Annotated in this window: 24 protein-coding genes; 6 read left to right on the top strand and 18 right to left on the bottom strand. The window is 73.8% G+C overall.

Features of this window, described 5'->3' with window-relative positions:
- Positions 1-4: 4 nt before the first annotated feature.
- Positions 5-1,324 (bottom strand): enolase C-terminal domain-like protein, encoded by a 1,320-nt coding sequence (locus AAC944_RS33695; RefSeq protein ID WP_030608624.1) that lies wholly within the window; start codon positions 1,322-1,324, stop codon positions 5-7.
- A gap of 184 nt (positions 1,325-1,508) precedes the next feature.
- Here AAC944_RS33695 and AAC944_RS33690 point away from each other — a divergent pair, with 184 nt between their 5' ends.
- The gene (locus tag AAC944_RS33690) at positions 1,509-2,840 is read left to right on the top strand and encodes an MFS transporter (protein WP_051871405.1); all 1,332 of its coding nucleotides are present in this window, start codon (positions 1,509-1,511) and stop codon (positions 2,838-2,840) included.
- Positions 2,815-3,741 (top strand): fumarylacetoacetate hydrolase family protein, encoded by a 927-nt coding sequence (locus AAC944_RS33685; RefSeq protein WP_030608630.1) that lies wholly within the window; start codon positions 2,815-2,817, stop codon positions 3,739-3,741. Before AAC944_RS33690 ends, AAC944_RS33685 begins: the two co-directional genes overlap by 26 nt.
- A gap of 51 nt (positions 3,742-3,792) precedes the next feature.
- On the opposite strand, the gene AAC944_RS33680 is transcribed toward AAC944_RS33685, so the two are convergent.
- A complete protein-coding gene (locus tag AAC944_RS33680; RefSeq protein WP_030608633.1) occupies positions 3,793-4,215 on the bottom strand; it encodes a PaaI family thioesterase in 423 nt (140 codons plus the stop codon).
- Positions 4,216-4,281: 66 nt separating this feature from the next.
- Entirely contained in the window at positions 4,282-5,007 is a 726-nt protein-coding gene (locus tag AAC944_RS33675; protein WP_078888308.1) for a maleylpyruvate isomerase family mycothiol-dependent enzyme, read from the bottom strand.
- Between the two features lie 154 nt (positions 5,008-5,161).
- On the opposite strand from AAC944_RS33675, the gene AAC944_RS33670 reads away from it, so the two are divergent.
- A complete protein-coding gene (locus AAC944_RS33670; protein WP_030608639.1) occupies positions 5,162-5,956 on the top strand; it encodes an AfsR/SARP family transcriptional regulator in 795 nt (264 codons plus the stop codon).
- Between the two features lie 60 nt (positions 5,957-6,016).
- Here the strand turns inward: AAC944_RS33670 and AAC944_RS33665 are convergent, their stop codons facing one another.
- The 9 genes from AAC944_RS33665 to AAC944_RS33625 form a co-directional block, all read right to left on the bottom strand.
- On the bottom strand, positions 6,017-7,237 hold the full coding sequence (locus AAC944_RS33665) for a beta-ketoacyl-[acyl-carrier-protein] synthase family protein (RefSeq protein ID WP_030608642.1): 1,221 nt from the start codon (positions 7,235-7,237) through the stop codon (positions 6,017-6,019).
- Positions 7,237-7,467 (bottom strand): acyl carrier protein, encoded by a 231-nt coding sequence (locus AAC944_RS33660; RefSeq protein ID WP_030608646.1) that lies wholly within the window; start codon positions 7,465-7,467, stop codon positions 7,237-7,239. Before AAC944_RS33660 ends, AAC944_RS33665 begins: the two co-directional genes overlap by 1 nt.
- Before the next feature lie 108 nt (positions 7,468-7,575).
- On the bottom strand, positions 7,576-8,607 hold the full coding sequence (locus AAC944_RS33655; RefSeq protein ID WP_368396643.1) for a beta-ketoacyl-ACP synthase III: 1,032 nt from the start codon (positions 8,605-8,607) through the stop codon (positions 7,576-7,578).
- 9 nt (positions 8,608-8,616) lie between these two features.
- Positions 8,617-9,597 carry a ferritin family protein gene (locus AAC944_RS33650; RefSeq protein ID WP_030608652.1) on the bottom strand — a complete coding sequence of 327 codons (981 nt, stop codon included), beginning with the start codon at positions 9,595-9,597 and terminating at the stop codon, positions 8,617-8,619.
- Positions 9,590-10,126 carry a hypothetical protein gene (locus AAC944_RS33645; RefSeq protein ID WP_051871407.1) on the bottom strand — a complete coding sequence of 179 codons (537 nt, stop codon included), beginning with the start codon at positions 10,124-10,126 and terminating at the stop codon, positions 9,590-9,592. Before AAC944_RS33645 ends, AAC944_RS33650 begins: the two co-directional genes overlap by 8 nt.
- Positions 10,127-10,131: 5 nt before the next feature.
- Positions 10,132-10,632 carry a type II toxin-antitoxin system RatA family toxin gene (locus AAC944_RS33640; protein ID WP_051871408.1) on the bottom strand — a complete coding sequence of 167 codons (501 nt, stop codon included), beginning with the start codon at positions 10,630-10,632 and terminating at the stop codon, positions 10,132-10,134.
- Between the two features lie 5 nt (positions 10,633-10,637).
- On the bottom strand, positions 10,638-11,918 hold the full coding sequence (locus tag AAC944_RS33635) for an aspartate aminotransferase family protein (RefSeq protein WP_030608661.1): 1,281 nt from the start codon (positions 11,916-11,918) through the stop codon (positions 10,638-10,640).
- A complete protein-coding gene (locus tag AAC944_RS33630) occupies positions 11,915-13,549 on the bottom strand; it encodes an MmgE/PrpD family protein (protein ID WP_063759870.1) in 1,635 nt (544 codons plus the stop codon). Before AAC944_RS33630 ends, AAC944_RS33635 begins: the two co-directional genes overlap by 4 nt.
- Positions 13,550-13,555: 6 nt before the next feature.
- A complete protein-coding gene (locus AAC944_RS33625; RefSeq protein ID WP_030608667.1) occupies positions 13,556-14,554 on the bottom strand; it encodes a diacylglycerol/lipid kinase family protein in 999 nt (332 codons plus the stop codon).
- A gap of 192 nt (positions 14,555-14,746) precedes the next feature.
- On the opposite strand from AAC944_RS33625, the gene AAC944_RS33620 reads away from it, so the two are divergent.
- Together AAC944_RS33620 and AAC944_RS33615 are read left to right on the top strand one after the other, a co-directional pair.
- Positions 14,747-15,745 carry a bifunctional lysylphosphatidylglycerol flippase/synthetase MprF gene (locus AAC944_RS33620; RefSeq protein ID WP_030609440.1) on the top strand — a complete coding sequence of 333 codons (999 nt, stop codon included), beginning with the start codon at positions 14,747-14,749 and terminating at the stop codon, positions 15,743-15,745.
- A gap of 38 nt (positions 15,746-15,783) precedes the next feature.
- Complete coding sequence (locus AAC944_RS33615) at positions 15,784-16,848, top strand: fatty acid desaturase family protein (RefSeq protein ID WP_051871409.1); 1,065 nt, start codon at positions 15,784-15,786, stop codon at positions 16,846-16,848.
- Between the two features lie 64 nt (positions 16,849-16,912).
- Here AAC944_RS33615 and AAC944_RS33610 read toward each other — a convergent pair whose 3' ends face one another.
- The 6 genes from AAC944_RS33610 to AAC944_RS33585 are packed head-to-tail and all read right to left on the bottom strand — an operon-like array spanning position 16,913 to position 23,343.
- Positions 16,913-17,722 (bottom strand): AfsR/SARP family transcriptional regulator, encoded by an 810-nt coding sequence (locus AAC944_RS33610; protein ID WP_030608674.1) that lies wholly within the window; start codon positions 17,720-17,722, stop codon positions 16,913-16,915.
- Positions 17,723-17,744: 22 nt separating this feature from the next.
- Positions 17,745-18,527, bottom strand: a complete 783-nt coding sequence (locus AAC944_RS33605; RefSeq protein ID WP_030608677.1) for a thioesterase II family protein — start codon at positions 18,525-18,527, stop codon at positions 17,745-17,747.
- On the bottom strand, positions 18,524-19,033 hold the full coding sequence (locus tag AAC944_RS33600; RefSeq protein WP_063759880.1) for a PaaI family thioesterase: 510 nt from the start codon (positions 19,031-19,033) through the stop codon (positions 18,524-18,526). The genes AAC944_RS33605 and AAC944_RS33600 overlap by 4 nt, the downstream gene beginning before the upstream one ends.
- Before the next feature lie 16 nt (positions 19,034-19,049).
- On the bottom strand, positions 19,050-20,198 hold the full coding sequence (locus AAC944_RS33595) for an acyl-CoA dehydrogenase family protein (RefSeq protein ID WP_030608683.1): 1,149 nt from the start codon (positions 20,196-20,198) through the stop codon (positions 19,050-19,052).
- Between the two features lie 5 nt (positions 20,199-20,203).
- A complete protein-coding gene (locus AAC944_RS33590; RefSeq protein ID WP_051871411.1) occupies positions 20,204-21,868 on the bottom strand; it encodes an aldehyde dehydrogenase family protein in 1,665 nt (554 codons plus the stop codon).
- Between the two features lie 23 nt (positions 21,869-21,891).
- Positions 21,892-23,343, bottom strand: coding sequence for a CoA transferase (locus tag AAC944_RS33585; protein WP_107054064.1), 1,452 nt, complete (start codon positions 23,341-23,343; stop codon positions 21,892-21,894).
- Positions 23,344-23,476: 133 nt separating this feature from the next.
- Between AAC944_RS33585 and AAC944_RS33580 the strand changes: the two genes are divergently transcribed.
- Positions 23,477-23,785, top strand: coding sequence for an acyl carrier protein (locus tag AAC944_RS33580; RefSeq protein WP_030608692.1), 309 nt, complete (start codon positions 23,477-23,479; stop codon positions 23,783-23,785).
- Positions 23,786-23,788 lie beyond the last annotated feature (3 nt).

Below are 23,788 nucleotides of genomic sequence, written 5' to 3'. Positions count from 1 at the left end.
GACGTCAGGATGCCACCCGGCCGCCGCCGCTCCAGACCGGGCCGTCCGGGTAGCGGTACTCCGCGAGCGTCTCGCGGCGGATCCGCGCGCTGTAGCCGGGTGCTTCGGGGACGAGGTAGCGCGAGCCGCGGATGCGGACCGGGTCGTGGAAGTGCTCGTGGAGGTGGTCGACGTACTCGATGACGCGGTTCTCCATGGAGCCGCTGACCGCGATGTAGTCGAACACCGACAGGTGCTGGACGAGTTCGCACAGGCCGACGCCGCCGGCGTGCGGGCAGACCGGTACGCCGTGCGCGGCGGCCAGCAGCAGGGCCGCGACCGCCTCGTTGACGCCGCCGAGCCGGCAGGCGTCGATCTGGCAGATGCCGAGGGCGCCGGCCTGGAGGAACTGCTTGAACATCACGGCGTTGTGGGCGTGTTCGCCGGTGGCGACGTGGGTGGGGCCGATCTGCCGGGCGATGGCGGCGTGGCCGAGCACGTCGTCGGGGCTGGTGGGCTCCTCGAACCACCAGATGTCGAACTCCGCCAGCGCCTTGGCCCAGGCGATCGCCTCGTCGACGCCGAGGGTCTGGTTGGCGTCGATCATCAGCCGGCGGTCCGGGCCGATGATGTCGCGGGCGATGCGGCAGCGCCGGACGTCGTCCTGGAGGTCGGCGCCGACCTTGAGCTTGACGGAGTCCCAGCCCGCGTCGACGGCCTCCTGGCAGAGCCGGGCGAGCTTGGCGTCGTCGTAGCCGAGCCAGCCGGCGCTGGTGGTGTAGGCGGGGTAGCCGTGTTCCCGAACGTGCGCCTCGCGTTCGGCCCGGCCCGCGGCCTTCTCCTCCAGCATGGCGAGCGCGTCCTCGGGGGTGAGCGCGTCCTTGAGGTACCGCCAGTCCACCAGGTCGACGATCTGCCGGGGCGTCATGTCGGCGAGCAGCTTCCAGACGGGCTTGCCGGCCTGCTTGGCGGCCAGGTCCCAGGCGGCGTTGACGACGGCGGCGGTGCCGAGGTGGATGGCGCCCTTGTCGGGGCCGAGCCAGCGCAGCTGGCTGTCGCCGAGCAGGTGGCGGGAGAAGCCGCCGAGATCGCCGGTGATCTCCTCGACGGTCATGCCGACGGCCCGTTCGGCGATCGCACGGGCCGCGTGGACGGCGAGGTCGTTGCCGCGGCCGATGGTGAAGGTGAAGCCGTGGCCCTCGGGGGTGTCCGCGCCTTCGGTCTTCAGGACGACGTACGCGGCCGAGTAGTCGGGGGCCTCGTTCATGGCGTCCGAGCCGTCGAGCTCCCGCGAGGTGGGGAAACGGAGATCAGTGGTCTCGACGGAGACGATACGGGCGGTCATCGGCGCTCACTCCTGTACGGGTGCGTCGGGTGAGGGGCGCTGCGGCGCAGCGCGACCAAGATGTCAGATGTCTTCATGCCCGACCAGATGTTTCGCCAAGAAAAATTGCCGGTGTGCGGAGTATTGCCCGAGCGGCATGCGGCTCGTACGGTCCAGCGGTCAGATGTCTCCCTCAGGAGGTCAGATGAACGCGGACACCGTGCGCCGGAAAGTGGCCAGGCGCCTGCTCCCACCCCTCTTCCTGATGTTCGTGCTCAGCTTCCTCGACCGCACGAACGTCGCGCTGGTCAAGACCCACCTGGCCACCGACGCCGGGATCGACGCGGCCGCCTACGGCTTCGGCGCCGGTGTCTTCTTCGTCGGCTACGCGCTGCTCGGCGTGCCCTCCAACCTGGTGCTGCACCGCTGGGGCGCCCGCCGCTGGCTCGCCGTGCTGATGTTCGTGTGGGGCCTGCTGTCCTGCGCGATGGCGCTGACCGCCAGCCCCACCGGCTTCTACGTGCTGCGCTTCCTGCTCGGCGCCGCCGAGGCGGGCTTCTTCCCCGGCGTGATCCTCTACCTCACATACTGGTTCCCGGCCGCCGACCGGGGGAAGGCGACCGGCATGTTCCAGTCCGCCGTGGCCGTCTCCAGCATCATCGGCAACCCGCTCGGCGGCTACCTCATCGGGCTGCACGGCATGGCCGGACTGGACGGCTGGCAGTGGATGTTCCTGCTGGAGGGCGCGCCGACGGTGCTCCTGGCGCTCGCCGTGCCGTGGCTGCTCACCGACCGCCCCGAGGACGCGCGCTGGCTGACCGACGAGGAGAAGGCGCTGCTGACCGCGCAGATCGAGGCGGACCGCCCGGCGGCGGACGCGCATCCGCCCCGCCGTATCCGCGAGATCGTCGGCGACAGTCGCGTACTGCGCCTGATGTTCGTGTACTTCGCCATCCAGATCGGCGTCTACGGGGTCACCTTCTGGCTGCCCGCGCTGGTCGGCCGGATCGACGGCCTGGACGACGTCGGCATCGGCTTCGTCTCGGCCCTGCCCTGGGTGTGCGCGCTGCTGGGCGTGCTGGTCCTGCCCTGGCTCTCGGACCGCAGCGGCAACCGGCGCGGCCCGCTCCGGCTCGCGCTGGTCCTCACCGCGGCCGGTCTCGTCGGCGGGGCGCTGCTGCCGCCGGTCCCCGCGGTGGCGGCCCTGTGCGTCGCGGCGTTCGGCTTCCTCGGCGCCCAGCCGGTCTTCTGGACCGTGCCGCCGACGATCCTCACCGGCGTCCAGATGGCCGGCACCATCGCGCTGATCTCCGGCTTCGGCAACCTCGGCGGCTTCCTCGGCCCGTACGTCATGGGCGTCACCGAGTCGGCCACCGGCTCCGGCACCAACGGCCTCCACGTCATCACGCTGATCGTCGCCGCCGGCGCGGCGGTCGTCACCGGCTTCCGCTGGGCCGGCCTCCGCACCTCCCCCACCACCCACCCGGACACCGACCAGGAGGAGACCACCGATGACCCGCATCGTGCGCTTCGTTGACACCACGGGTGCGGTCCGCACCGGGCTCGCGGACGGCAGCGGCGCGATCCGCGCCGTCCCCGGGGCACCCCGCCTCGCGGACCTGTTGCACCGCACCGCCGCCGAACTCCGCGCACTGGTCGAGGAGACGGCGGCACGCGAGCCGGACGCCACCGGGACGGAGGTGCTCCTGCTGCCGCCGGTGGACGGGCTGACGGAGGTGTGGGCGGCGGGCGTGACGTACGAGCGCTCGCGGGAGGCGCGGATCGCGGAGAGCACCGAGCAGTCGGTGTACGAGCGGATCTACGACGCCGGGCGTCCCGAGCTGTTCTTCAAGTCCGTGCCCTGGCGCGTGGTGACCGACGGCGAACCGGTCGCCGTACGGGACGACTCCGCGCTGAACGTACCGGAACCGGAGCTCGCGCTCGTCCTGAACCGGCACGCCGAGACCGTGGGCTACCTCGTCGCCGACGACGTCAGCTCCCGCTCCATCGAGGGCGAGAATCCGCTGTACCTCCCACAGGCCAAGATCTACGCCGGGAGTACGGCGCTCTCGCCGGGCATCGTGCCCGCATGGGAGATCGCCGACCCGTCGGCCCTGAAGATCACCATGACCGTGCACCGGGGCGGCGGGGCCGCTTACGAGGCCACGACCTCCACCGCCGCCTTCCACCGCACCCCGCAGGACCTGGTACGCCATCTCTTCCACGGCCAGCCGTTCCCGGACGGCGCGGTGCTCTCGACCGGGACGGGCATCGTGCCGGAGCTGGACTTCACGCTGCGGGAAGGCGACCTGGTGGAGATCGTCATCGACGGCGTGGGCCGGCTGGCCAACCCGGTCCGCACCGGCCGGGCCGCGCTGGACTGGCTGACCGAGGCGCTCACCGACCCGTGGGTCCGGCTGACGCACCGCACCAGGTGAGCACGGCCGGTACGGGCACCACCGTCCGTACCGGGCGGGGCGGCTCCCCGGTCAGGCCGTCGTCCGGGCCGGGAGCACCGCCTGCGTCTGGGTGGTCCTGGCGATGTGCCGGCCGTGGTCGTCGTGCAGGTCGGTCTCCACGACGATGCTGGTCCGGCCGGCGTGCAGCGGGCGCGCCGTCGCCCGGACCGAGCCCTCACGCACGGCACGCAGGAAGTTGGTCTTGGACTCCAGCGTCGTGGTGGTGGCGTCCGGCGGCAGGTTGAGGAAGGCGCAGACCGCGCCGACGGAGTCGGCCAGGGTCATCAGCGCCCCGCCGTGCAGGGCACCGCCGAGCGTCGTCAGCGCGGCCGAGTGGTCCAGGTGCCCTTCGACGGCGGCGGGTCCGGCCGAGTCGATCCGGACGCCCAGGGTGACGGCGAGCGGCATGGACTCCAGCAGCTGGTCCGTGGTGTACGCGGGCCGGGTGGTCATGACATCGGGCTCCAGACTCCAGGTTCCAGGGCTTCGTCTCACCGGGCGGTCGCCCACACCGGACGGTCAGATGGTAACTGCCGGCGGTCCGGAACGGTCTTGCCCTTCCGCGAACTCCCGGTGTGCGGTGGCGAATTGGAGCTCTCCGGTCACCGCGTCCCGCCCGCCGAGCCACAGGCCGAGCGCTTCGGCCGTGCCCCGCACCTCGGGGCCGCGGCCGAGCGCGGGCACGCCCGCGGTGGTGGGCACCACGCGGTGGCGCAGCAGGCGCCGGTTGTGTTCGAAGCTGAGCAGGACGCCTTCCTGGTAGACGGCGCGCTCCACCGCGCGCGGCAGGCGGCGGCTGCGGCCGAGTCCGCGCAGTACGTCCTGGTGGTGGACGGCGAGGTCGCCGAGGAGGAAGGCGGCGGCGCAGCGGCCGAAGAGGGAGGGACGTGCGGCCCAGCGACGGCCGGCCGCCGTCAGTTCGGCCCGGCTCAGCTCCCGGCCCCTGCGTACCTGTGCGGAGTTGGCCCGGTCGATCCACAGTCCCTTGGCGAGGTAGTCGCCGAGCCGGTCCGTGCCGGTCACGTGGGCGAGGACGTCGCGCGGCGCCCAGCCGGCGCACAGCGTCCGCGCGCCCTCGAACTCCGCGTCGGTGAGGCTCTCGATCGTGTCGAGGAAGCGGGCGCGCTCCCGGCGCAGGTCGTCCTCTGCGGGCAGGTGCACCGTCGTCCTCGCTTCCGTGGTCCGCCAGCGGTCCCCGCCATGGTGCGGGTCGCCGCTGACCGGTGGCTGACGGTCCGCTGACATCGCGGGCCGACCTCGGACGCAACCTCGGTACCGCGGTTGGCTCATGTTCATCCGCACCGATTCACCCAGCTTGAGCGGGAATTGGCAAACCCTCTAGTGTGCGCACGGTCCGGAAGCACGGCACCCCCACGCTCTCTCGCCACGGAGAAGGTCCATGCACCCTTCCGACCCCTGTCCCCGACGCGCCGAACCGCCCTTCTTCCGCCTCCTGGGCCCCCTGGAGGTGGGCCACGGACCATGCCCGCTGCCCCTGCGCGCGGCACGGCAGAAGCTGATCCTCGCCACCCTGCTGCTGAGTGCCGGGCGCGTCGTACCGGTGGCCGGACTGATCGAAGCGGTCTGGGCGGAACGGCCGCCGGCCACCGCGCGCAGCCAGATCCACATCTGCATCTCCCAGCTGCGCCACAAGCTGGCCGACGCGGCACAGGACGGCCGCCGGATCGAGACCCGTACGCACGGCTACGTCCTGCACACCGACCCCGGTGACCTGGACGTGGACGTGTTCCGGGAGGAGGTGGCGGCCGCCGATCTGGCGGCGGCACGGGGCTGCGGGGAGCAGGCCGCCGAGCTGTACCGTGCCGCGCTCGGCCTGTGGCGCGGGCCCGCGCTGTCCGGACTGCAGGGTGCCGCGGTGGGCAGGGCGGCGGCGCAGCTGGAGGAGGAGCGGATCGCGGCGGCCGAGAAGCGCATCGAGCTGGAGCTGCGGCTGGGCCGGCACCGGGCGCTGGTCCACGAACTGACCGGCCTGGTGGGCGAGCACCCGCTGAACGAGCGGCTGAGCGGCTATCTGATGACGGCGCTGTACCGGTCGGGCCGGCAGGCCGAGGCGCTGGCCTCCTACCAGCGGGCCCGGCACCACCTCGTGGCCGAACTGGGCCTGGAACCGGGCCGGGAGCTGCGCGCGCTGGAACGGGCCATCCTCCGCCAGGACGACATCCCGGTGCTGTAGGCAGCCGCAGGTAGGCAGCCACAGGCGAGGGCGGCCCGGCCGGTCCGCCGGGCCGCCCCGCTAGGCTGCGGCCACCGCGAGGACCGCGTTCTGGCCCCCGAAGCCGATGGAGTGGGTGAGGGCCAGGCCGACGCTGCGGCGGGTGGGGGCGGTGGCGAGGTCGAGGTCGACGGCCGGGTCCGGCCGGTCGAGGTTGGCGGTCGGCGGCACCAGGCCGTGTTCCACGGTCAGGACGGTGTACGCGGCCTCCACCGCACCGGCAGCGCCGATCAGGTGGCCGGTGACGCCCTTGGTGGAGGTCACCAGCGGACCGCCCGGGAGCACCCGGCGCACCACGCGGGCCTCGGTGCGGTCGTTGAGCGGGGTGGCCGTGCCGTGGGCGTTGACGTGCGCCACCGCGTCCGGGGACGCGTCGGCGTCGGCGAGCGCCGCCCGCATCGCGGCCTCGATGCCCCGGCCTTCGGGGTGCGGGGCCGTGATGTGGTGCGCGTCGGCGGTACCCCCGTGACCGACGATACGGGCGCGTACGCGTGCCCCGCGGGCCCGCGCGTGCTCGGGGCGCTCCAGTACCAGCAGTCCGGCGCCCTCCCCCGTCACGAAGCCGTCCCGGTCCGCGTCGAAGGGGCGGGACGCGCCCGACGGGTCGTGGTGGCGCCGGGAGAGGGCGCCCATCTGGGCGAAGCCGGCGACGGTCAGCGGGGTGACGGGGGCCTCGGCCCCGCCGGCCAGCACGACGTCGCAGCGGCCGAGCGCGAGCAGGTCCCTGGCCACACCGATGGCGGCGGTGCCCGAGGTGCAGGCGGTGCTCACCACGAGGTTGGGACCGCGGGCGCCGCACTCGATCGCCACCTGGCCCGCCAGCATGCCGGCCGGATGCATCGCCAGCAGCAGGGGCGAGACCCACTCGGCGCCCTCCTCGCGCAGCACCTGGTGCTCGCGCTCCAGGGTGGCGGGTCCGCCGAGTCCGCAGCCGAGCACCACGCCGACCCGTGCGCCGTCCCAGCCGGCCGGGTCCAGGCCGGCGTCGGCGAGCGCCTCGCGCGCGGCCACCAGCGCGAACTGGACGCAGCGGTCCAGCCGGTGGGCCCGGCGCGCCCCGAGGAGCGCGGCCGGGTCGAAGTCCGGCACCCGGCAGGAGAGCCGTACCGGTACGCCGTCGAGCTCCGGGTCCAGGGCGGCGGCGGGCTTGGGCGCGCAGAGCGTCTCCCAGTTCGGTGCGGTGCCGATGCCCGCCGGGCTGACCAGCCCGATGCCGGTGACGGCCGCCTCAGCGCCGGGCATCAGAGGGCCGCCCCCTGCTCCTCCATGAGCCGGACGATGTCGCCGACGGTGCCGGCCTGGGCGAGGGTGTCGTCACTGATCTTGATGCCGAGTTCCTTGTCCAGGACGAGGGAGAGCTCGACGACGGCCAGGGAGTCCAGCTCGATGGCCTCGGGCGTGGCCTCCATGGTGATCAGGTCGGCCGGCACCTGGAGCTTGCCGGCGAGGATCTCCTTCAGCTGCTCGAACACGGTCGCTCCTCGGAAGTCGTGGGCGGATGGGGTTTCGTGGGCGGATGGGGATTTGTGGGCGGGTGGGGAGCCGTGCGCGCCGGAAGTCCCGGCGGCGCCGCGCCGCTGTCAGTGGCAGGGGGTCACGTCCGGCCACACCAGGGTGGTGGCGCCCCAGGTGAGGCCGCCGCCGAAGGCGGTCAGCAGGAGCCGGTGGCCGGGCAGGAGCCCACCGTCCCGTGCGCTGTCGGCCAGCAGCAGGGGGACGGAGGCGGCGGCGGTGTTGCCGGTGTCGGCGATGTTGCTGAGCTGCCGCTCGGCGGGGATGTCGAGTTCGGCGCCGAGCGCGGCCAGGATGCGGGCGTTGGCCTGGTGCGCTGCGAGCCGGTCGACGTCGCCGCTCTTCCAGCCCGCGGCTTCCAGTGCGGTGCGTGAGGCGTCCGACATCCGCTCCACGGCCTGCCGGAAGACCTCCCGGCCGCGCATGCGGAAGTACGCGCTGCCGGGCGCCGGCGGGTGGCCGCTCTGCCGTTCCCGGGAGCCGCCGCCGGCGATCTTGAGCAGTTCGCCACGGGTGCCGTCGCTGCCGAGGACGACGCGGCCGACCGCGCCCGGCTCGTCCGGCCTGCCCGCGCGCAGCACCACCGCACCCGCCCCGTCGGCCAGGAGCGCCGCCACCGAACGGTCCTCCGGGTCGACGACCGTGGTCAGCACCTCGGCGCCGATGAGCAGGACGCGTTCCGCGACGCGCCCGGCGATCATTCCGGAGGCGACGCCGAGCCCGTAGACGAACCCGGAGCACATCGCACCGATGTCGAAGGCCGCCACGTCACCGAGGCCCAGCCGTGCGGCGACCTCCGGCGCGGTGGCCGGCGCCTGATGATCCGGCGTCATGGTGGCCACCAGCACCGCGTCCACCGTGGGCGAGCCCGCGGAGCGCAAAGCCCGCCGGCCGGCCGCCACCGCCAGGTCGGAGGTGGCCGTGCCGCGCGGGGCGACACGGCGCCGGGCGATGCCGGTCCGGGAACGGATCCACTCGTCCGTCGTGTCCAGGCGGGCGCTGAGGTCGTCGTTGGTCAGCACGCCGGGCGGCACGTGGCCGCCCACTCCGGCCACGACCGCGGCGGGCACGCCGGCCCGGGTCAGCTGGTCACCGTTCACCGCGCCCCCTCAGCCCTCTCCGCCCAGTACCGCGACGGCCTCCGGGAGCCCCATGTGGACCAGCCGGACCCCGGCCATCTCGTCCGTCCAGCGCCCGGCCGTCTCGTACCGCTCCTCGGGGGTGGTGTCGAGCAGCCGGCGACCGGGCCAGACCTCGTGGTCGCCGACCACGTCGGCGTGTTGCCGCATGCCCTCCTGGAAGAGCTCCTCGCGGGCCAGGACGTACTCGGCGTCGGGCAGCTCGTCCCACAGCTTCCGGCCCTCGCGCAGGATGTCCAGCAGCCGCGGCCGGTACTCGGGGTGCGCTGCAAGGTGGTCGCGGAGGATCGAACTGCCGACGGTGAGGTGGCGGATCTCGTCGATGGCGGCGCCGCGGGCGATCTCCCCGGCGGCCGGGTCGAGCGGGTCCCACTTGCGCTCGCTGAGTTCGGCGGCGGGCGCGAGGACGCCTTCGACGATGAGGGTGAAGACGGCCACGCCGCCCGCGAAGTCGGCCCGGTCGCGGACGACTTCCAGGCAGTACTCCTCGATCGGGCGGAGCACCCGCGTGCGGTAGTCGGCGGCCATCTCGTCGATGTCCTGTACCAACGTCCGCGCGGGGTGGCCGAGTTCGACCAGGTGCTCGCGGAAGACCCGGGCGTGCCGGGCCTCGTCCAGCAGCTGCGTGGCGTAGAACTCCAGCTCGGCGATGCCGGGGGCGTTGGCGACGTAATGACCGAGTGCCCGGGTGGCCATCTCCTCGGCCACCGAACGGAAGCCGAGTTCCAGGGTGAGGGCCTCGCGCAGCGGGCCCGGCTCCTTCATGTACGCGGGGACCGGCGCGTCGTCGGCGTGTCCGGTGACCGCGCGGCCGCGCAGGGTGCCCTGGGCGACGTGGCGGAGCCAGTACGCGAGGTCGCACTGCTGCGCGGTGAGGTCGAGGGTCTTGGCCCCGTCGAGGAGTCCGGGCGCCGTGTCCCAGTCCGCTGCGGGTGTGGCGGCGTCAGTCATCGCTGCGTGTCCTCCTGTGGTGGGTGCGGACCGGCCCGCCGGCCGGCGCCGGGACGGCCGCGGGGGCCGGGACCCTGGTGCCCGCCGCGCGGGGGCGCAGGGCGTCGGCCAGCCGCCGGTACAGCGGCTCGGGCACGGGCTCGAAAGGCAGGGCGAAGGGCTTGAGGAAGTTGCCGAACAGGCCGCGGTCGCCGCACAGGTGCAGCGGCAGCGCCAGCAGGGCCCACTCGGGGCGCACCAGCCAGCACCACAGCGCGGCGACGGCGCCCGCCGTGATCAGGCTGTGCATGGTGTTGTAGAGGACGTAGTAGACCTTGGGAATGCGCCGGTCGGGGCTGCGGCGGTAGGCGAGCGCACCGGGCAGGTAGCCGATGACGTCGATGTACGCGAAGAGGAGCAGCGCCGGGAGCCAGCGGATCTCGTCGAAGTGCAGCACGATCAGCACGACCGTCGCGGCGAGCCCGGCCAGGTACTCGGCCCGGTGCAGCAGGAAGGTGGTGCGGGTCTCGAAGGGGTTGGCCTGGTCCACCGTTCTCACTCCCCCGTGCCGGCGGCCCGGCCCGTACCGGACACCGCCGCCGCGCCGGTCCCGGCGCCGAGCCGGACGCCGGGGAACATGCCGGTGACCGCCCAGGCGATGGTCTCCTCGATGACGCGCGCGGCGATCGGGTCGAGGATGCCGGCCATGCTGGGGATGCCGAAGCAGAAGTCCGCGTCGAAGCGGAGGGCGCAGTCCGGTCCGGTCTGCCGGAGCAGCCAGGTGCCGGACAGCTGGTCGAAGTCGCCGTCGGTCTGCCGGAAGGCGATGCGCAGCCCGTCCCGGTCGTACTCCTCGCGCTCCGTCCAGCGCAGCAGCCCGCTGCGGAAGTACAGTTCCCAGCTGGAGCTGCCGCCGGGCCGCGGCGGTCCTTCGTGGACCACGGCGGAGCGTACGTGCGGGGTCAGTTCGGGGTAGCGCTCGAAGTGCAGGACGGCATCGAAGACGTCCTCCGCCGGGACGTCGGGGATGAGCGCTTCCACGGTCACGTGCCGCATGTCTGCTACCGCCTTTCCGGCATCCGGGCAGCGTGCTCGACCAGGTCGCGGGTGGCCGCGTCGAAGGCGGCCAGCAGATGGTCCACGTCCGCGTCGGTGAGCACGGCGGGCGGGGTGAACCGCACCACGTTGCTGCCGTTCATCGAGTGGTTGGCCACCACGCCGTGGTTGAAGAGTTCGATCAGCAGCTCGCCCGCGAGACCCGCCTCCACCAGCTCGACCCCGATGAGCAGCCCGCGGCCGCGTACCTCGGTGACCAGCCCCGGGACGTTGCGCGCGGCGATCTCGATGAGCGGCGGCAGCAGCCGGGCACCGAGCGCCGCGGCACGCGCGACGAGGTCGTCCTCCTGTACGGCGCGGACCGCGCCCTGTACGGCGGCCATGAGGAGCGGGGCGCCGGAGAACGTGCCGGTGTGGAGGTAGGGGTCCTTGTCGAACGGGCGGAAGGCCTCGGGGGTGGCGATCGCCGCCGAGACCGGGACGACGCCGCCGCCCAGTGCCTTGCCCGCGACCAGCACGTCGGGCACCACCCCGGCCGCGTCCGCGCCCCACCACGTGCCCAGCCGGCCCAGGCCGGTCTGCACCTCGTCCAGGACGAGGAACCCGCCGTACGCGCGGCACAGTGCGGCGACGTCGCGGAGGTAGCCGTCCGGCGGGAGGACCACGCCGCCCTCACCCTGCACCGGCTCGACGATCACGCAGACCTCGCCGGGCCGTTCGGCCAGCTCCTTCTCCATCAGGTCGGCGTCCCCGTACGGGACGTGGGTGACGCCGTCCAGCAGGGGGCGGAACGGCTCCCGGTAGACGTCCTTGCCGGAGACCGACAGGGCGCCGAGCGTCTTGCCGTGGTAGCCCATGTGCGTGGCGACGACGTGCCGCCTGCCGTTCGCGCGGGCCAGCTTCAGCGCGGTCTCGACCGCCTCGGTGCCGGAGAGCGAGAAGTGCACGCGGTCCAGGCCGGGCGGGGTGACCGCGGTCAGTGCCGCGGCGGCGCGCGCGACGGCCGGCTCCAGGAGGATGCGGGTGGCGACCGGGTGCACGTCGAGCTGGCGGCGTACCTCCGCCATGACGAGGGGATGCTTCGCGCCCATCAGGAACACGCCGTACCCGCCGCAGTTCAGGTACCGCCCGCCGTCGCCGGTGGTGAGCCAGGCGCCGGACGAGGCGACCTCCGTCCGGCCGCCGAACAGTTCGGCCACGGTCGCGCGGCCCTTGCTCAGGTGGGCCCGGTACAGGCGGAGGGTCTCCGCGTCCGTACCGGGTCCGCTTTCCGCCGCAGCACTCACGGGAGTCGCTCCTCCAGGATGTCGTCGGCCGGACCGGTGCGCCGGACGGGCCGGGCGGTGCGCGGGAGGGACCCGTCCGGCGACCGGTGGGACTGCGCCGTCACAGTGGCACGGACGCCTGACGGATCGCTGACGGCCGCCTGATCCCCGGCTGCCGGGTCCAGCGCGGCGGCCGTCCACGCGGCCAGTTCGGCGGCGCTCATCTCCGGCAGGCGGGGCAGTGCGTCGGCGACGCGGGCGGGCCCGCCGAGCGCCCGGAACTTCTCCCGTACCAGCTCGGCGTGGTGCGCGTGGGTGTGCGGGCCCGCCGCGCCGTAGGGGATCAGCAGCTCGCGTACGGCGGTGCGGCCGTCGGTGAGGCGGACCGTCACCCGCGCGCCGGTGGCCTTGGTCGCGGACGTGAAGTCCGCTGCGGGCGTGCCCGGTTCGCCCGCCGTGCGGACCAGGTCCTCGCCGCCGAACTCGCGCAGCCACGCCGTGCCCGCCGGGCCCGCCCGGCGCAGCGCCTCGCCGAACGGTGCCTCGGAGGCGAGGAGCGCACGGGTCAGGCCGGGGTCGTGGCACAGCCGTACCTTTCCGGCCACCGCCCGGCGTACCGGGTCGTCGGCGGCCGGCGGTTCCAGGTCGGCGACGGTCAGCCGCCCGGTGAGCAGTGCGGTGGCCACCGGGTACGCGACGTCCAGGACCAGGGCGCCGAGCGGCCGGCGCGGCCCGTCGAGGTAGCGGCGGGCCCGCCGTGCGGCGAGCACCGTGTAGAGGGACGCCGCGACGTGTACGTCGTCGACGAGGGTGGCGAGCTGCGCCGCGTCCGGGGCGCCCAGGTCGTAATGGAGGTCCAGCGCGCAGTCCACGGCCGCGTCGATGCCGGGTCCGCCGGGGTGCAGCTTGTACGAGAACGTCTCGGTGTGCCAGCGGGTCCCGAGCCCCGCGGTGACCTCTTCGGGCAGCGGTACGGTCGCGAACCGGCGGAGGAAGCCGTCGGGGTGCTCCAGCAGGTCGGGCTGGCCGCCGAGCCCGGCGGCGGCCGCGTCGCAGGCGTCCAGCCCGGTGCGGACCGGGCCGAAGGCGTTGAGCACCCGGGCGTCGCCCGCGAGGAAGGCGTGCATCAGGGGCCAGGGCGGCTGCGCGTACGCGAGGCCGAGCGCGTCCGTCCAGCGGTGCGCCGGGGCGCGCTCGCAGTGCAGCCGCCCGGCGACCGCGCCCGCGAGGTGGGCGTGCAGCGCGGTCTGGCCGCGCAGCGGTCCCAGCGTGGCGGCGGCGGTGATGCGGGCCGCGCATTCGTTGGCGGCGACGACGGCGGTGAGCAGCGCGCGGCCGTCCAGCCCCCGGGCGTGGGCGTAGGCGAGGGGCACCGCGACGGTGGAGTTCGACAGGTGTCCCGCGTACGCCGTGTCGTCGAGGTTCAGGAAGGAGCCGAGGCCGGCGAGGACGCTCGCGGCCTGCCGCGGGTCGCGCTGGAGGGGCGGCCCGAAGGCCGCCGTCAGGCGCCGGCCGAGCGGATGAGCGGCGCCCGCGCGGACGGCGCCGAGCTGGGACAGCACCTGGCTGGCGGCGCGGCGCAGCACGCGTTCGGGTACCGCGTCGGGGGTGAGCCGCGCGGCCCAGCCGCCGACCTCTGCCAGCAGGGACATCGCGGCTCACCCGCCCTGCCGGGCGCGGTGCGCGGCCCAGACCGGCAGGGCGCCCGGCACCACCTCGAAGGTGGCGGTGGCCGCGATGGTGTCGCGCAGCTCGCCGTCGTGTTCCAGGACGAGCCGTTCGCCGTCCAGCCGCTCCAGGACGATGCGCCGGCCACGGCCGTAGGCGGTGTCCGGCAGGTCCAGGTGGCTGCCGTCGCGGGCCAGCCGGGGCAGCAGCGCGGGGTCGGTCCGGCCGCCGACGACGCAGACGTCCAGCAGGCCGTCGTCCGGCTCGGAGCGGGGCAGCAGGAGGTACTGCCCGGCGCGGTAGCGCCCGCCGCCGACGCCGGCGAGGACGGTGGGGCCCTCGGCGAGCACCGCGCCGTCGACGGTGACCCGGCCGGGGTAGGGGCGGTAGCGGGCCGCGGTGTCGGCCAGCAGGCGGGCGTAGCGTTCCCGGCCCGCGCCGGGGCCCCGACTGCCGCCGCCCGGCGCGCCGTTCGCCGTCGTACCGTCCGCTGCCGCGCGGGCGGCGAGGATCTCGGCGCCCAGTCCCGTGCAGGAGCCGAGGAAGACGTGCGCACCGGTCTCGGCCAGCCGCGCGAGGTCGGTGCGGCGTACCGCGGCGCGCCCTGCCAGCACCATGGCGACCGCGTCCTGCCAGGGCCGGTCGTCCCAGAACATGCGGTAGCCGGAGTTGGCGCTGCCGGCGGGGATCATGAGCAGTGCGGCGCGGGGGCCGTCGTCCTGGCCGAGCAGCCCCTCGGCGGTCTCGTGCGCGGTGCCGTCCCCGCCCACCGCCACCACCAGTTGGGGTCCGTGCCCGGCGGGCCCTCCGGTCAGTGCGCGGCGTACCGCGGCCGTGGCGTCACCCGGTCCTGTGGTGCGGTGCACCGTCACCGCATCGAGCCGTTCGCGGCAGCGGGCGGCCAGCTCCTCGACCAGTTCCGGGGAGTGGCCGCCGGCCGCCGGGTTGGCCACGATGAGGGCGCTCGACGGAAAGAGAAAGGGATTCACGGAAAGGAGACTGGCCCAGCGCACTGACCGGGCCCTGACCTCTCCCTGACCGATTCCTGATATTCCGCTGACACCGCACTGACCGCGGCTCCATTTCCGTTCCGCGGCCCGGGAATTACTTGTCGCGGCCGTCCCGCACTGCTCTACTCGGAGATCGGCCCGTCCACTGCGCAGGCTCGGAGGAATGCACGTATGACCACCGAATCGGTCCCGGGCGCTCTGACTCACCACGCCATCAGCACATTTACCGGCTCCGCGAATCCGAGCGCTTTTCTGGCACTCAACGAGGGGAACAGCCATTTCACCGTCCCCGGTGTGGACGGCGTGATCGTCTACCGGCGTTCGGGACGCTGCCTGGTCCAGTTCGGCGGGCCTTTCGCACCCGCTGAGGACTACTCCCGGCTGCTCGCCGCGTTCACCGGGTACGCGCGCCGTAAACGGCTGCGGCTGGTGGGCATCCAGCTCCAGCACGCCGACGCCGTGCGGTACGCGGCGGAGGGCTTCACCGTCAACCAGATCGGCGCGTCCTACGCGGTGGACCTGGCCTCGTTCAGCCTGCGCGGCTCCCGCTTCGTACGGCTCCGGAACAAGATCTCGCGGGCCCGGCGCAGCGGCCTGACCGTGCGGGAGGCCACCGCGGACGAGTGGGACGGCGCGCTGCGGGAGCTGGACGCGTGCTGGCTCGCCGGCAAGGGGAAGCACGCCAGGCCGCTGGAGTTCCTGGTGGGCCAGCACGGCGGCGCGGGGCGCCGGCACCGCCGGCTGTTCGTCGGCACCATCGACGGCCGGCTGGCCGGTTACATCTCGTACTCGCCCGTCTACGGGAACCGTCCGGGCCGGCTGCACGATCTGAGCCGGCGCCGCCCCGACGGGCCGCCGGGGGTGGCGGAGGCCATCAACAGCCATGCGATCGAGGTGTTCCGGGGTGAGGGCGTGCGCTGGCTGCACTTCGGCTTCACCCCGTTCACCGGGCTCGCCCGCGAGCATGAGGTGTCCGGTCACAGCCCGGCGTTCCGGTGGCTGGTGGGCAAGCTGTGGGAGCGCGGCGAGGCCGTCTACCCCGCGCGCAGCCAGCTCGCCTACAAGGAGAAGTGGGCGCCGGACACGGTGTTCCCGGAGTACATCGCCTTCCGCGGACGGGCCTCCCTCAGGTCGCTGACCCACGTCTTCCGGGCGGCCAACGCGCTGTAGCCGTGCGCCGCCACCGACATCCCAGGAGGCCATCCGGCATGACCTACGTATCCCCGTACCGTTCCGGCGCGCTGCCCGGTGCGCCGTTCAACGAGCTGTTCCACCGGGTCAGGGGCGCGGGGCTGCTCGCGCTGCGGCCCCGGCACTACGTCTGCCGGCTGGCGCTGAACGCGGTGCTGTTCGGCGCCGGACTGGCGGCGTTCGTCCTCGTCGGCGACTCCTGGTACCAGCTGGCCGTCGCCGCGTATCTGGCGCTGTTCTCCGTGCAGTGCGCTTTCATGGGCCATGACGCGGGGCACAAGGCGATGTTCCGCGACAAGCGGGCGGCGGCCGCGGTGGGGCTGGTCCATCTGAACCTCGTCAACGGGATCAGCTACGGGTGGTGGGTGGGCCACCACAACCGTCACCACAGTCACCCGAACCACATCGACCGCGATCCCGACATCGCCCGGCGCACGGCCGTGTTCCACGTCAAGCAGTACGCGAAGCGGACCGCGCGGCAGCGGTTCGTCGTGCGCCACCAGGCGGTGCTCTTCTTCGTGCTGCTCGTCCTGGAGGCGTACAAGATCCAGAAGACCTCGGTGCTGGCGGTCGCCCGCGGGGTGATGCGCCGCCCCCTGCTGGAGGGCTTCCTGCTGGCGGCCCGGGCGGTCGTCTTCCTGGGCGCCCTGCTGCTGGTGCTGCCGCCGCTGAAGGCCCTGGCGTTCCTCCTGGTCCACCAGGCGCTGACCGGGGTGTACCTGGGGCTGGTCTTCGCGCCGAACCACAAGGGCATGGCGGTCCGTGAGGGCGAGGAGGAGTCCCTGGACTGGCTGGAGCGGCAGGTGCTGACGTCCCGCAACGTCCGCCCCTCCCCGCTGACGGACTTCCTCTACGGGGGTCTGAACTACCAGATAGAGCACCACCTCTTCCCGGCGATGCCGCGCCAGAACCTCGGCCGGTGCCGCAAGATCGTGCGCACGTACTGCGCGGCGCACGGCCTGCCGTACCGGGAGCTGGGGTTCGCCGCCTCCTACCGGGAGGTCGCCGTCTTCCTGCACGAGGTCAGCGCCCCGATGCGGGCGGACCACGAGCGGGCGGGGCGGCACCGCCGGGCCGCCTGAGAAGCCCGCGGCCGCCCTCCGGAGGACGGCGGGCGGCCGTCGTGCGCGTACGGCACCGAAGAGGTCAGCCGCGCGAGGGCACCCGGGCCGCGCGCACCGCCGAGACCGGGCCGCGGTCCAGCCCCGGGTCCTGGACCAGGATGGCGTGCTCCACCCGGCGCAGCGACGGGGACGGGTCCACGCCGAGCTGCTCGACCAGGCACTGCCAGGTCTGCCGGCAGGTGTCCAGCGCCTCCGCCTGCCGGCCCGAGCGGTAGAGCGCGACCATGAGCTGCTCGCAGAAGCGTTCGCGCAGGGGGTCGGCCAGGTGGGCCTCGCGCAGCTCCGCGAGGACCGCGGCGTGCCGGCCCAGCAGCAGCTCGCTGTCGAACAGCGTCTCCAGGGCCCGCAGCCGGTGCTCCTCGTAGCGCGCGGCGGCGGCCTTCCCGAGCGGCCCGCCGGGGCTGCCGCCGCAGACGGCGCCGCGCCAGAGGCGCAGCGCGCCGCGCAGCAGCGTGACCGTCTCCTCGGGTGCCTCGGCGCGCAGCCGTTCGGCCCGCGCCGCGCTCTCCATGAAGGTCGTGGCGTCCAGCCGGGCGCCGTCCATGAGGAGCTGATAGCCGTACGGCAGGCAGACCAGGCGTGGTGTGGTGCGCCCCGGCTCGATCGTCCTGAGTTTCTTGCGGAGCCGGCTGGCGTGCGCCTGGAGGGCGTTGGCCGCACCCGCCGGAGCCGACTCCGCCCACAGTTCGGCCATCAGCGTCGCACTGGACACCGCCTTTCCCTCGCTCACCAGCAGGGCCTGCAGCAGCATCCGCTGAAAACCGCCGGCCACCGTGACACGGCCTTCCGGGGAGAGCATTTCCAAGCCACCGAGAATGCGGAACTCGACCATGTCAGGACGCTATACCGTCCGGCTATCGTCCGGCTTTCCGGTCGGTATCGGTTTCCCTCTCCGGTGAAACCCGCTGGATGTGCCGGGAGAAATCCGTCGCGACGGCGAGGGCGTGCTCCGTGAGGTAGAAATGGCCTCCCGGGAATTCGCTGGCCCCGAGGAACGAGGGGGTACGGGAGTTCCACTCGGCGAGCCCGCCGGGCTCCAGCGTCGGGTCGGTGCTGCCGCCGTACGCGACGACCGGGCAGCCGACCCGGGCGCCGTCGTCGCGGTAGTCGGCGACCAGGGCGAGGTCGGCGCGGACCGCGGGCAGGATCAGCGCGAGCAGTTCCGGGTCGGTGCCGGTCTCCGCCGGCAGCACGCCGAAGCGCCGGATCGCCGCGGCGAACTCCCCGTCCGGCAGCGGCAGCAGCGCGTCGACCGGCCGGAACCGCTCGGGCGCCCAGCCGGACGCGCCGAGCAGCGCGGGTCCCGTGCCGCCGGCCGCCGCGAGCGCCACGGCCAGCCGGTAGCCGAGCAGCGCCCCCAGACTGTGCCCGAAGAACGCGTACGGGCGGTCGTCCAGCTCTGCTTCGATCGCTTCGTGCAACGCCTCGACCAGCGGTTCCGTCCGCCGGTAGGGCGTCTCGGCGTGGCGTTCGCCGCGGCCCGGCAGCTGGACGACCCGCACCTCGACGCCGGGGAGCAGCGCCGCCCAGTGGCGGTAGAACGCGGCACTGCCCCCGGCGTGCGGGAAGAAGAACAGCTGCCGTGCCGCGTCCGCGCGGGGTTCCGCCGTGTGGAACCAGCGGCCCGGCCGCGTCATCCCGCGCCCCCTTCCCCCGCTTCCCGCATCCGGTCGGTGAAGTCCGTGTCCGGGACGACGCTCGCGCGGGCCTGAGCGGCCGTACGGCCCTCCGCGTCCAGCACGCGGGCGTTGGCGACCATGCGGCGCCGGCCCGGGTGGACGAGTTCGGCGTGCACCGTGCAGGTGTCGCCGGGCCGCACCGCCCGCAGGAAGTCGATGTCCAGGCTGAGCGTGACCATCGGGTACGCGTGGTCCCCGTGGCTCATCGCGGCGGCGCAGCAGGCGTCGTCCAGCACCATGGCGAGGTACCCGGCGTGCACCCCGCTCCCGGCGAAGTTGGCGAGCTCCCGCGGGGGCCGCCAGGTCTCCTCGACCGCGCCCTGCCGCGCTCCGGTCACCCGCAGCCCCAGCAGGCCGTGGTGGGCGCCGTGCGGCACCCTTCCGTCGGCCAGGGCCTGCAGCATCTGTGCCCCGGTCAGTTGGTCCCAGAGCGCGAGCATCGCGCTCTCCATCGTCTCCGGCATGTCCGGCATCGTCCCATCAGGCCAGTACGAGCGGGGCGCCGCCGAAGTAACCGAGCAGCGGTTCGGCGGTGCTGGTGCGGGACGGCGGGTGGAAGGCCAGCGGGCGGACGGCGGCGGCGAGCAGCGCGCCTTCCGGGGAGCGGATGAAGTCCATGCCGCCGAGGAGTTCGAGGGCCAGGTCGGCGGCGCCGGACAGGGCCTCCTGGACCGCGAACCGGGCGACGAGCACGGCGGCGACCGCTTCCTCGCCCGCCAGGTCGCCGTCGCGGACCCCGCGGGCCGTGCCTTCCAGGAGCAGGTACGCCGATTCGGCGCGGACCGCGAGCGCGGCCCGGTCGGTGACGCTGCCACGGGCGTGTTCCAGTACGCGCTGGACGAGTGCGGCGGCGGCGCCGGAGTACCCGGCGGAGATGAGCAGTTCGAACCAGACGAACCCGGCGCTCTGCATCTCGGAGAGCCGGTCGCGGCCCTCGCCGTCGGCCGTGGTGCGCAGCACCAGTTCCTCGGGCACGAACACGTCCGCGAGCCGGACCTCGTCGCTCTCGGCGGCGGCGAGCGCGCCGCTGCCCCAGAAGGGGTGCACGGTGATGCCGGGCGAGCCGGCGGCGACCAGTGCGACGGCCAGTTCGGGCCGTCCGTCGGCGCCGGGCACGGTGACGCTCGCGGTGAGCAGGTCCATCGAGCGGGACAGGCTGCACGGCTTCTTGGCGCCGTTGAGGAGGTAGCCGCCGTCGACGGGGCGGGCGGAGACCGCGGGGGCCAGGATGTTCTGCTGCGTGCGGCCCTCGGCCCAGCCGGACGCCATCAGCTTCCGGCCGGGCACGATGCCGGCCAGCAGGTCACGCTGGGCGGCGGTGAGCCCGTCCGGGCGGCCGGCCAGGGAGTACAGCATCGCGGCCGTGAAGTGGTGCATGGTCGCGGCGGCGGCGAGGGAGGGCGAGTACGAGCCGAGGGCCCGCTGGACGCGTACGGCGTCCACGGGGTCGGCGCCGCGGCCGCCGAAGGCGGCGGGCACCAGCAGCGCGGAGCCGCCGTGCTCGCGGAAGAGCGGGACGACCGGGCTGCCGACCTGTTCCCGGTCCATGAGGTCGGTCTCCTCCAGGGCCTTGCCGAGGCCCGGGTGGTACTGCTCGCAGGTGGTGCGGGCGGATTCCAGGGAGCGCATGGAGGTCACCTTTCGCCGAAGACCGCCCGGCGCGGGCTGACGCCGGAACTGATGCCGACGCCCTGCAGGTGCGAGGTGGTCAGCATGGGGTAGTTGGCCTCGCCGTGCACGCCGCCGGTCAGACCGGTACCGCCGTGGCTGGGCAGGCAGGGCAGGAAGCCGATGTGCGAGTCGTTGACCTTGAGCAGTCCGCCGTTCCCCACCCGCCGTACGAAGGCGTCCACGACGGAGGTGCTGCGGGTCCACAGGGAGTTGCGCAGGCCGTAGGCGTTGGCGTTCAGGAAGTCGAGGAACCGGTCGAGCAGTGCCTCGTCGGCGGCCGGTTCGGCGACGACGACCGGCAGCAGCGGGAAGAACGTCTCGCGGCGCACCATCTCCAGCTTTCGGGCACCGGCGAGGCCGTCGACGCGGACGACGGTCGGCTCCAGGAACACCCCGGTCTCCGACCGGGTGCCGTCGGCCTCCGTACGGTGCCCGCCGCACACCAGCTCGGCCCCGGACTTCAGTGCCTCGTCGAGCAGGGCGAAGAACCGCTCGCTGCGCCGTACCGGAGAGAGCAGGACGTCCTCGTCCCCCGGGTGGCCCGGCCGGATGTCGCGGGCCTTGGCCGTCACCTCCGTGAGGAGCGCGTCGGCGATGTCGGGGTGGGCGAGGACGTAGTTGGGAACCATGCAGATCTGGCCCGAGCCGTAGAACGCCTCGGTGACGGCCTCGGCGGCGAGCGGCAGGTCGGCGTCCTTCCAGACCACGATGCCGTCGTTGCCCGCGAGTTCGAGGATCGGCTTCTTGCCGGCGGCGGTGCAGCGCAGCTGGAAGCGGAGCCCCTCCTCGCTGCCGCCGATGTAGAAGACGTCGTCCACCAGCGGGCTCTCCAGCCACCGTTCGAGGGTGCGGCCGGGATTGCCGCAGACGGCTCCCAGGGCGCCGGGCGGCGCGCCGGCGTCGACGAGGGCGGGCGCGGCGAGTTCGCGCAGCAGGTACATGGTGCTGAGCGCGATGCTGCGCGGCGCGCGGACCACGACGGCGTTGCCGGCCATCAGCATCAGGACGGCGAGCGCCGCGCTGGGCGCGGGCGCGTTCTGCGGCGGGTTCAGGCACACGACGCCGTCGGGCTGCCGGTGCACGAGGAGGCGGCGCCCGGCGTGCCGGAACTCGGTGTGCATGCACTGCCGGTACCAGGCGCAGCTCTCCTCGCCGTACAGCTCCAGCAGGCCGCCGAGCTGCCAGCGGGCGAGCCGCAGCGGGGTGCCCTCGGCGACCATCAGGTCGAGGAGTTCCGCGCCGTGCCGCGCCAGCCGCTCGCGGAAGAGCGGCCCGAGGGCCATCCGCCGGTCCAGTGGTACGGCGGCCCATGCGGGAGCCGCGGCGGACGCGGCCTTGAGCGCGGCGTCGATGCCCGCGTCGCCCGCGACGGCGACCCGGCCCACCACGTACGGGTGCTGGGCGGCCTCGGAGCGGGGATCCGGTGAGCGTTCCAGCGCGCGTTTCAGGCCGACGCTGGTGAAGACGTCCGCCAGCAGCGAGCCGGCGCTGACGGTGTAGACCCAGCCGTCGCCTTCGACGTCCCGTCCTCCGATGTACGAGGAGTAGCTGAGCAGCGGCCGTTCGCGGTGCTGCGGCGCGGCTGCCGCGCCGGCCGGTGCGGTGGTGCTGCGGGGAGAGTGCCCCACGGTGCCTCCAACAGTGGTGAGGGTCACGGGCCGACCGGCAGGGGGCGCCAGTGCGGCGCCGAGGAGCCGCGCGGCACGAGCACCGGGTCGTCGTGACCGGCGGGCGTCTCGCTCAGGTGGACGGGCGGGACGGGGTGCCGCACCTCGCCCAGCGGGGTGGTGCGGGTCTCCCACTCGGGGGCCGGCGGGACGGCGTCCTCGCCGAGCGCCGCGGTCAGCTCCGGGTCCCAGCTGCCCAGCTCCCAGCACCAGTTGGCGACCCCGGCGAGCGAGACGCGCACGGCGTAGCTGCCGCCTTCGGTGGCGCGGCGGACGGTGGCGGCCATGATGCCGGCGGCCGCGAGGTAGGAGGCGACGTAGTCGCAGAGGATGCGGCCGGGTGGCAGCTTCGGGGTGCCGCCGCCTTCGCGCAGGCTGATACCGGTGAACGCCTGCGCCTGCTGGTCGAATCCGCCGCGCTCCCGCCACGGACCGGTGTGCCCGTAGGCGCTGAGCGAGCAGTGGATGATGCCGGGGCGGGCCTCCGCGCATTCCTCAGCGGTGAGCCCGAGCCGTTCGGCCTTCGCCGGGCGGTGGTTGTGGACGAAGACGTCCGCTGCCCGCAGCAGCCGGTCGAAGGTGGCGCGGCCCGCGGTACCGGCGTGCAGGTCCAGGCGCGCTGAGCGCATGCCGGCCGCCGACTCGTGCCAGACGGCGTCGTGCTCGAAGGAGTCCGGTTCGCACACGTGCAGCACGTCGGCGCCGTACTCGGCCAGCGTCCGCCCGGTCGCGGTGCCCGCCAGGATGTGGGTGTACTGCAGGCAGCGCAGCGAGGACAGCGGCCGCGGCCCGGTCGGCAGCGGCACGGCGGGCCCGTCGGCGATCCGCTCCACCGCGACCGGCGGCTCGGCCAGCACGGCGCGGCCCTGCGGGTGGGCGAGGAATTCCTCCCTGGTACGGGCGATGGCGAAGGGCACGGCCCGTTCGGCCGCGGCCTCTTCCAGGGCTTCCGCTTCCCAGCGGCGTACCGCGGCGGCGACGTGCTCCCTGGTGTGCGCGCAGTCCAGGAGGTCGAGCAGGGTGTCGCGGGTGCGCGGGTAGCAGGCGATGGGGATGACCCAGCGGTCGTCGGCGGTGCGGTAGAAGTCCCATACCGCGGGGGCCAGTCCGGTGCGGCCGGCCAGCGAACCCATGCTGGAGAAGTAGCCGTTGAGCGTCGTGCCGCCGCCCAGGAACGGGGACATGCAGTGCAGTCCCCGGCCCAGGTGCAGCGACAGGTGCTGGGCGCGGCCGGTGCGCAGCTGCCAGATCTGCGCGGCGCCGACGGCCGAGGCGAGCAGCGGCACCCCGATCGCGGCGGACATGCGGAGCGGGCTTTTGACGTACGGGTGGCAGCCGGTCACGGTCAGGCCGCTCACCGCGGATTCCCGGCCCAGGCCGATCATTTTCAGTGTGCTGTCCAGTTCCCTGGTGAAGTCGAACCGGTCCCCCATCATTTCCTCGATTCTTCGCCGGAAGGCGTGTTCTCGGGTGTGGGCCAGCCGAGTCTGCCATTGCCTGCGGACCGCTGGAACACATGGTCAGCGGGGTGTCAGCGCCCTGTCAGCCCGCTTTGCTTGACTGCCGACCATGGCGGACTCCGACGACATTCACCTGCTGCCCCGCTCCGAGCGCCGGGAGGCGCTGGAAGCAATCCTGTCCAGGGAGTTCAAAGCCTGCCTCCTGATGGCCGAGGAGGAGGAATTCCCGCGCGAGGAGAACTTCTTCGACCTCGGCGTCACGTCACTGCGCGTCATGGAGCTGAAGCAGCGGCTGGAGACCCTGCTGCGCTGCGAGATCAGCTCCAACGTGCTGTTCAACAGCCCCAACCTGGCGAGGCTCGCGGAGCATCTGGCCACCGACGTCCTGCCCGGCCTCTTCGACGAACCGGTCCGCTGAGGG

It is taken from the genome of Streptomyces sclerotialus, assembly GCF_040907265.1.
Taxonomy (GTDB): domain Bacteria; phylum Actinomycetota; class Actinomycetes; order Streptomycetales; family Streptomycetaceae; genus Streptomyces; species Streptomyces sclerotialus.
Note: the sequence above shows the minus strand (reverse complement) of the source record. Positions and strands in the feature narration are given on the sequence as shown.

What these genes read in the sequence shown, in the direction of transcription:
- AAC944_RS33695 (WP_030608624.1), bottom strand. Translation starts at nt 1,324, where the DNA reads ATGACCGCCCGTATCGTCTCCGTCGAGACCACTGATCTCCGTTTCCCC.
- AAC944_RS33690 (WP_051871405.1), top strand. Translation starts at nt 1,509, where the DNA reads ATGAACGCGGACACCGTGCGCCGGAAAGTGGCCAGGCGCCTGCTCCCA.
- AAC944_RS33685 (WP_030608630.1), top strand. Translation starts at nt 2,815, where the DNA reads ATGACCCGCATCGTGCGCTTCGTTGACACCACGGGTGCGGTCCGCACC.
- AAC944_RS33680 (WP_030608633.1), bottom strand. Translation starts at nt 4,215, where the DNA reads ATGACCACCCGGCCCGCGTACACCACGGACCAGCTGCTGGAGTCCATG.
- AAC944_RS33675 (WP_078888308.1), bottom strand. Translation starts at nt 5,007, where the DNA reads ATGTCAGCGGACCGTCAGCCACCGGTCAGCGGCGACCCGCACCATGGC.
- AAC944_RS33670 (WP_030608639.1), top strand. Translation starts at nt 5,162, where the DNA reads ATGCACCCTTCCGACCCCTGTCCCCGACGCGCCGAACCGCCCTTCTTC.
- AAC944_RS33665 (WP_030608642.1), bottom strand. Translation starts at nt 7,237, where the DNA reads ATGCCCGGCGCTGAGGCGGCCGTCACCGGCATCGGGCTGGTCAGCCCG.
- AAC944_RS33650 (WP_030608652.1), bottom strand. Translation starts at nt 9,597, where the DNA reads ATGACTGACGCCGCCACACCCGCAGCGGACTGGGACACGGCGCCCGGA.
- AAC944_RS33640 (WP_051871408.1), bottom strand. Translation starts at nt 10,632, where the DNA reads ATGCGGCACGTGACCGTGGAAGCGCTCATCCCCGACGTCCCGGCGGAG.
- AAC944_RS33630 (WP_063759870.1), bottom strand. Translation starts at nt 13,549, where the DNA reads ATGTCCCTGCTGGCAGAGGTCGGCGGCTGGGCCGCGCGGCTCACCCCC.
- AAC944_RS33620 (WP_030609440.1), top strand. Translation starts at nt 14,747, where the DNA reads ATGACCACCGAATCGGTCCCGGGCGCTCTGACTCACCACGCCATCAGC.
- AAC944_RS33615 (WP_051871409.1), top strand. Translation starts at nt 15,784, where the DNA reads ATGACCTACGTATCCCCGTACCGTTCCGGCGCGCTGCCCGGTGCGCCG.
- AAC944_RS33610 (WP_030608674.1), bottom strand. Translation starts at nt 17,722, where the DNA reads ATGGTCGAGTTCCGCATTCTCGGTGGCTTGGAAATGCTCTCCCCGGAA.
- AAC944_RS33605 (WP_030608677.1), bottom strand. Translation starts at nt 18,527, where the DNA reads ATGACGCGGCCGGGCCGCTGGTTCCACACGGCGGAACCCCGCGCGGAC.
- AAC944_RS33600 (WP_063759880.1), bottom strand. Translation starts at nt 19,033, where the DNA reads ATGCCGGAGACGATGGAGAGCGCGATGCTCGCGCTCTGGGACCAACTG.
- AAC944_RS33595 (WP_030608683.1), bottom strand. Translation starts at nt 20,198, where the DNA reads ATGCGCTCCCTGGAATCCGCCCGCACCACCTGCGAGCAGTACCACCCG.
- AAC944_RS33585 (WP_107054064.1), bottom strand. Translation starts at nt 23,343, where the DNA reads ATGATGGGGGACCGGTTCGACTTCACCAGGGAACTGGACAGCACACTG.
- AAC944_RS33580 (WP_030608692.1), top strand. Translation starts at nt 23,477, where the DNA reads ATGGCGGACTCCGACGACATTCACCTGCTGCCCCGCTCCGAGCGCCGG.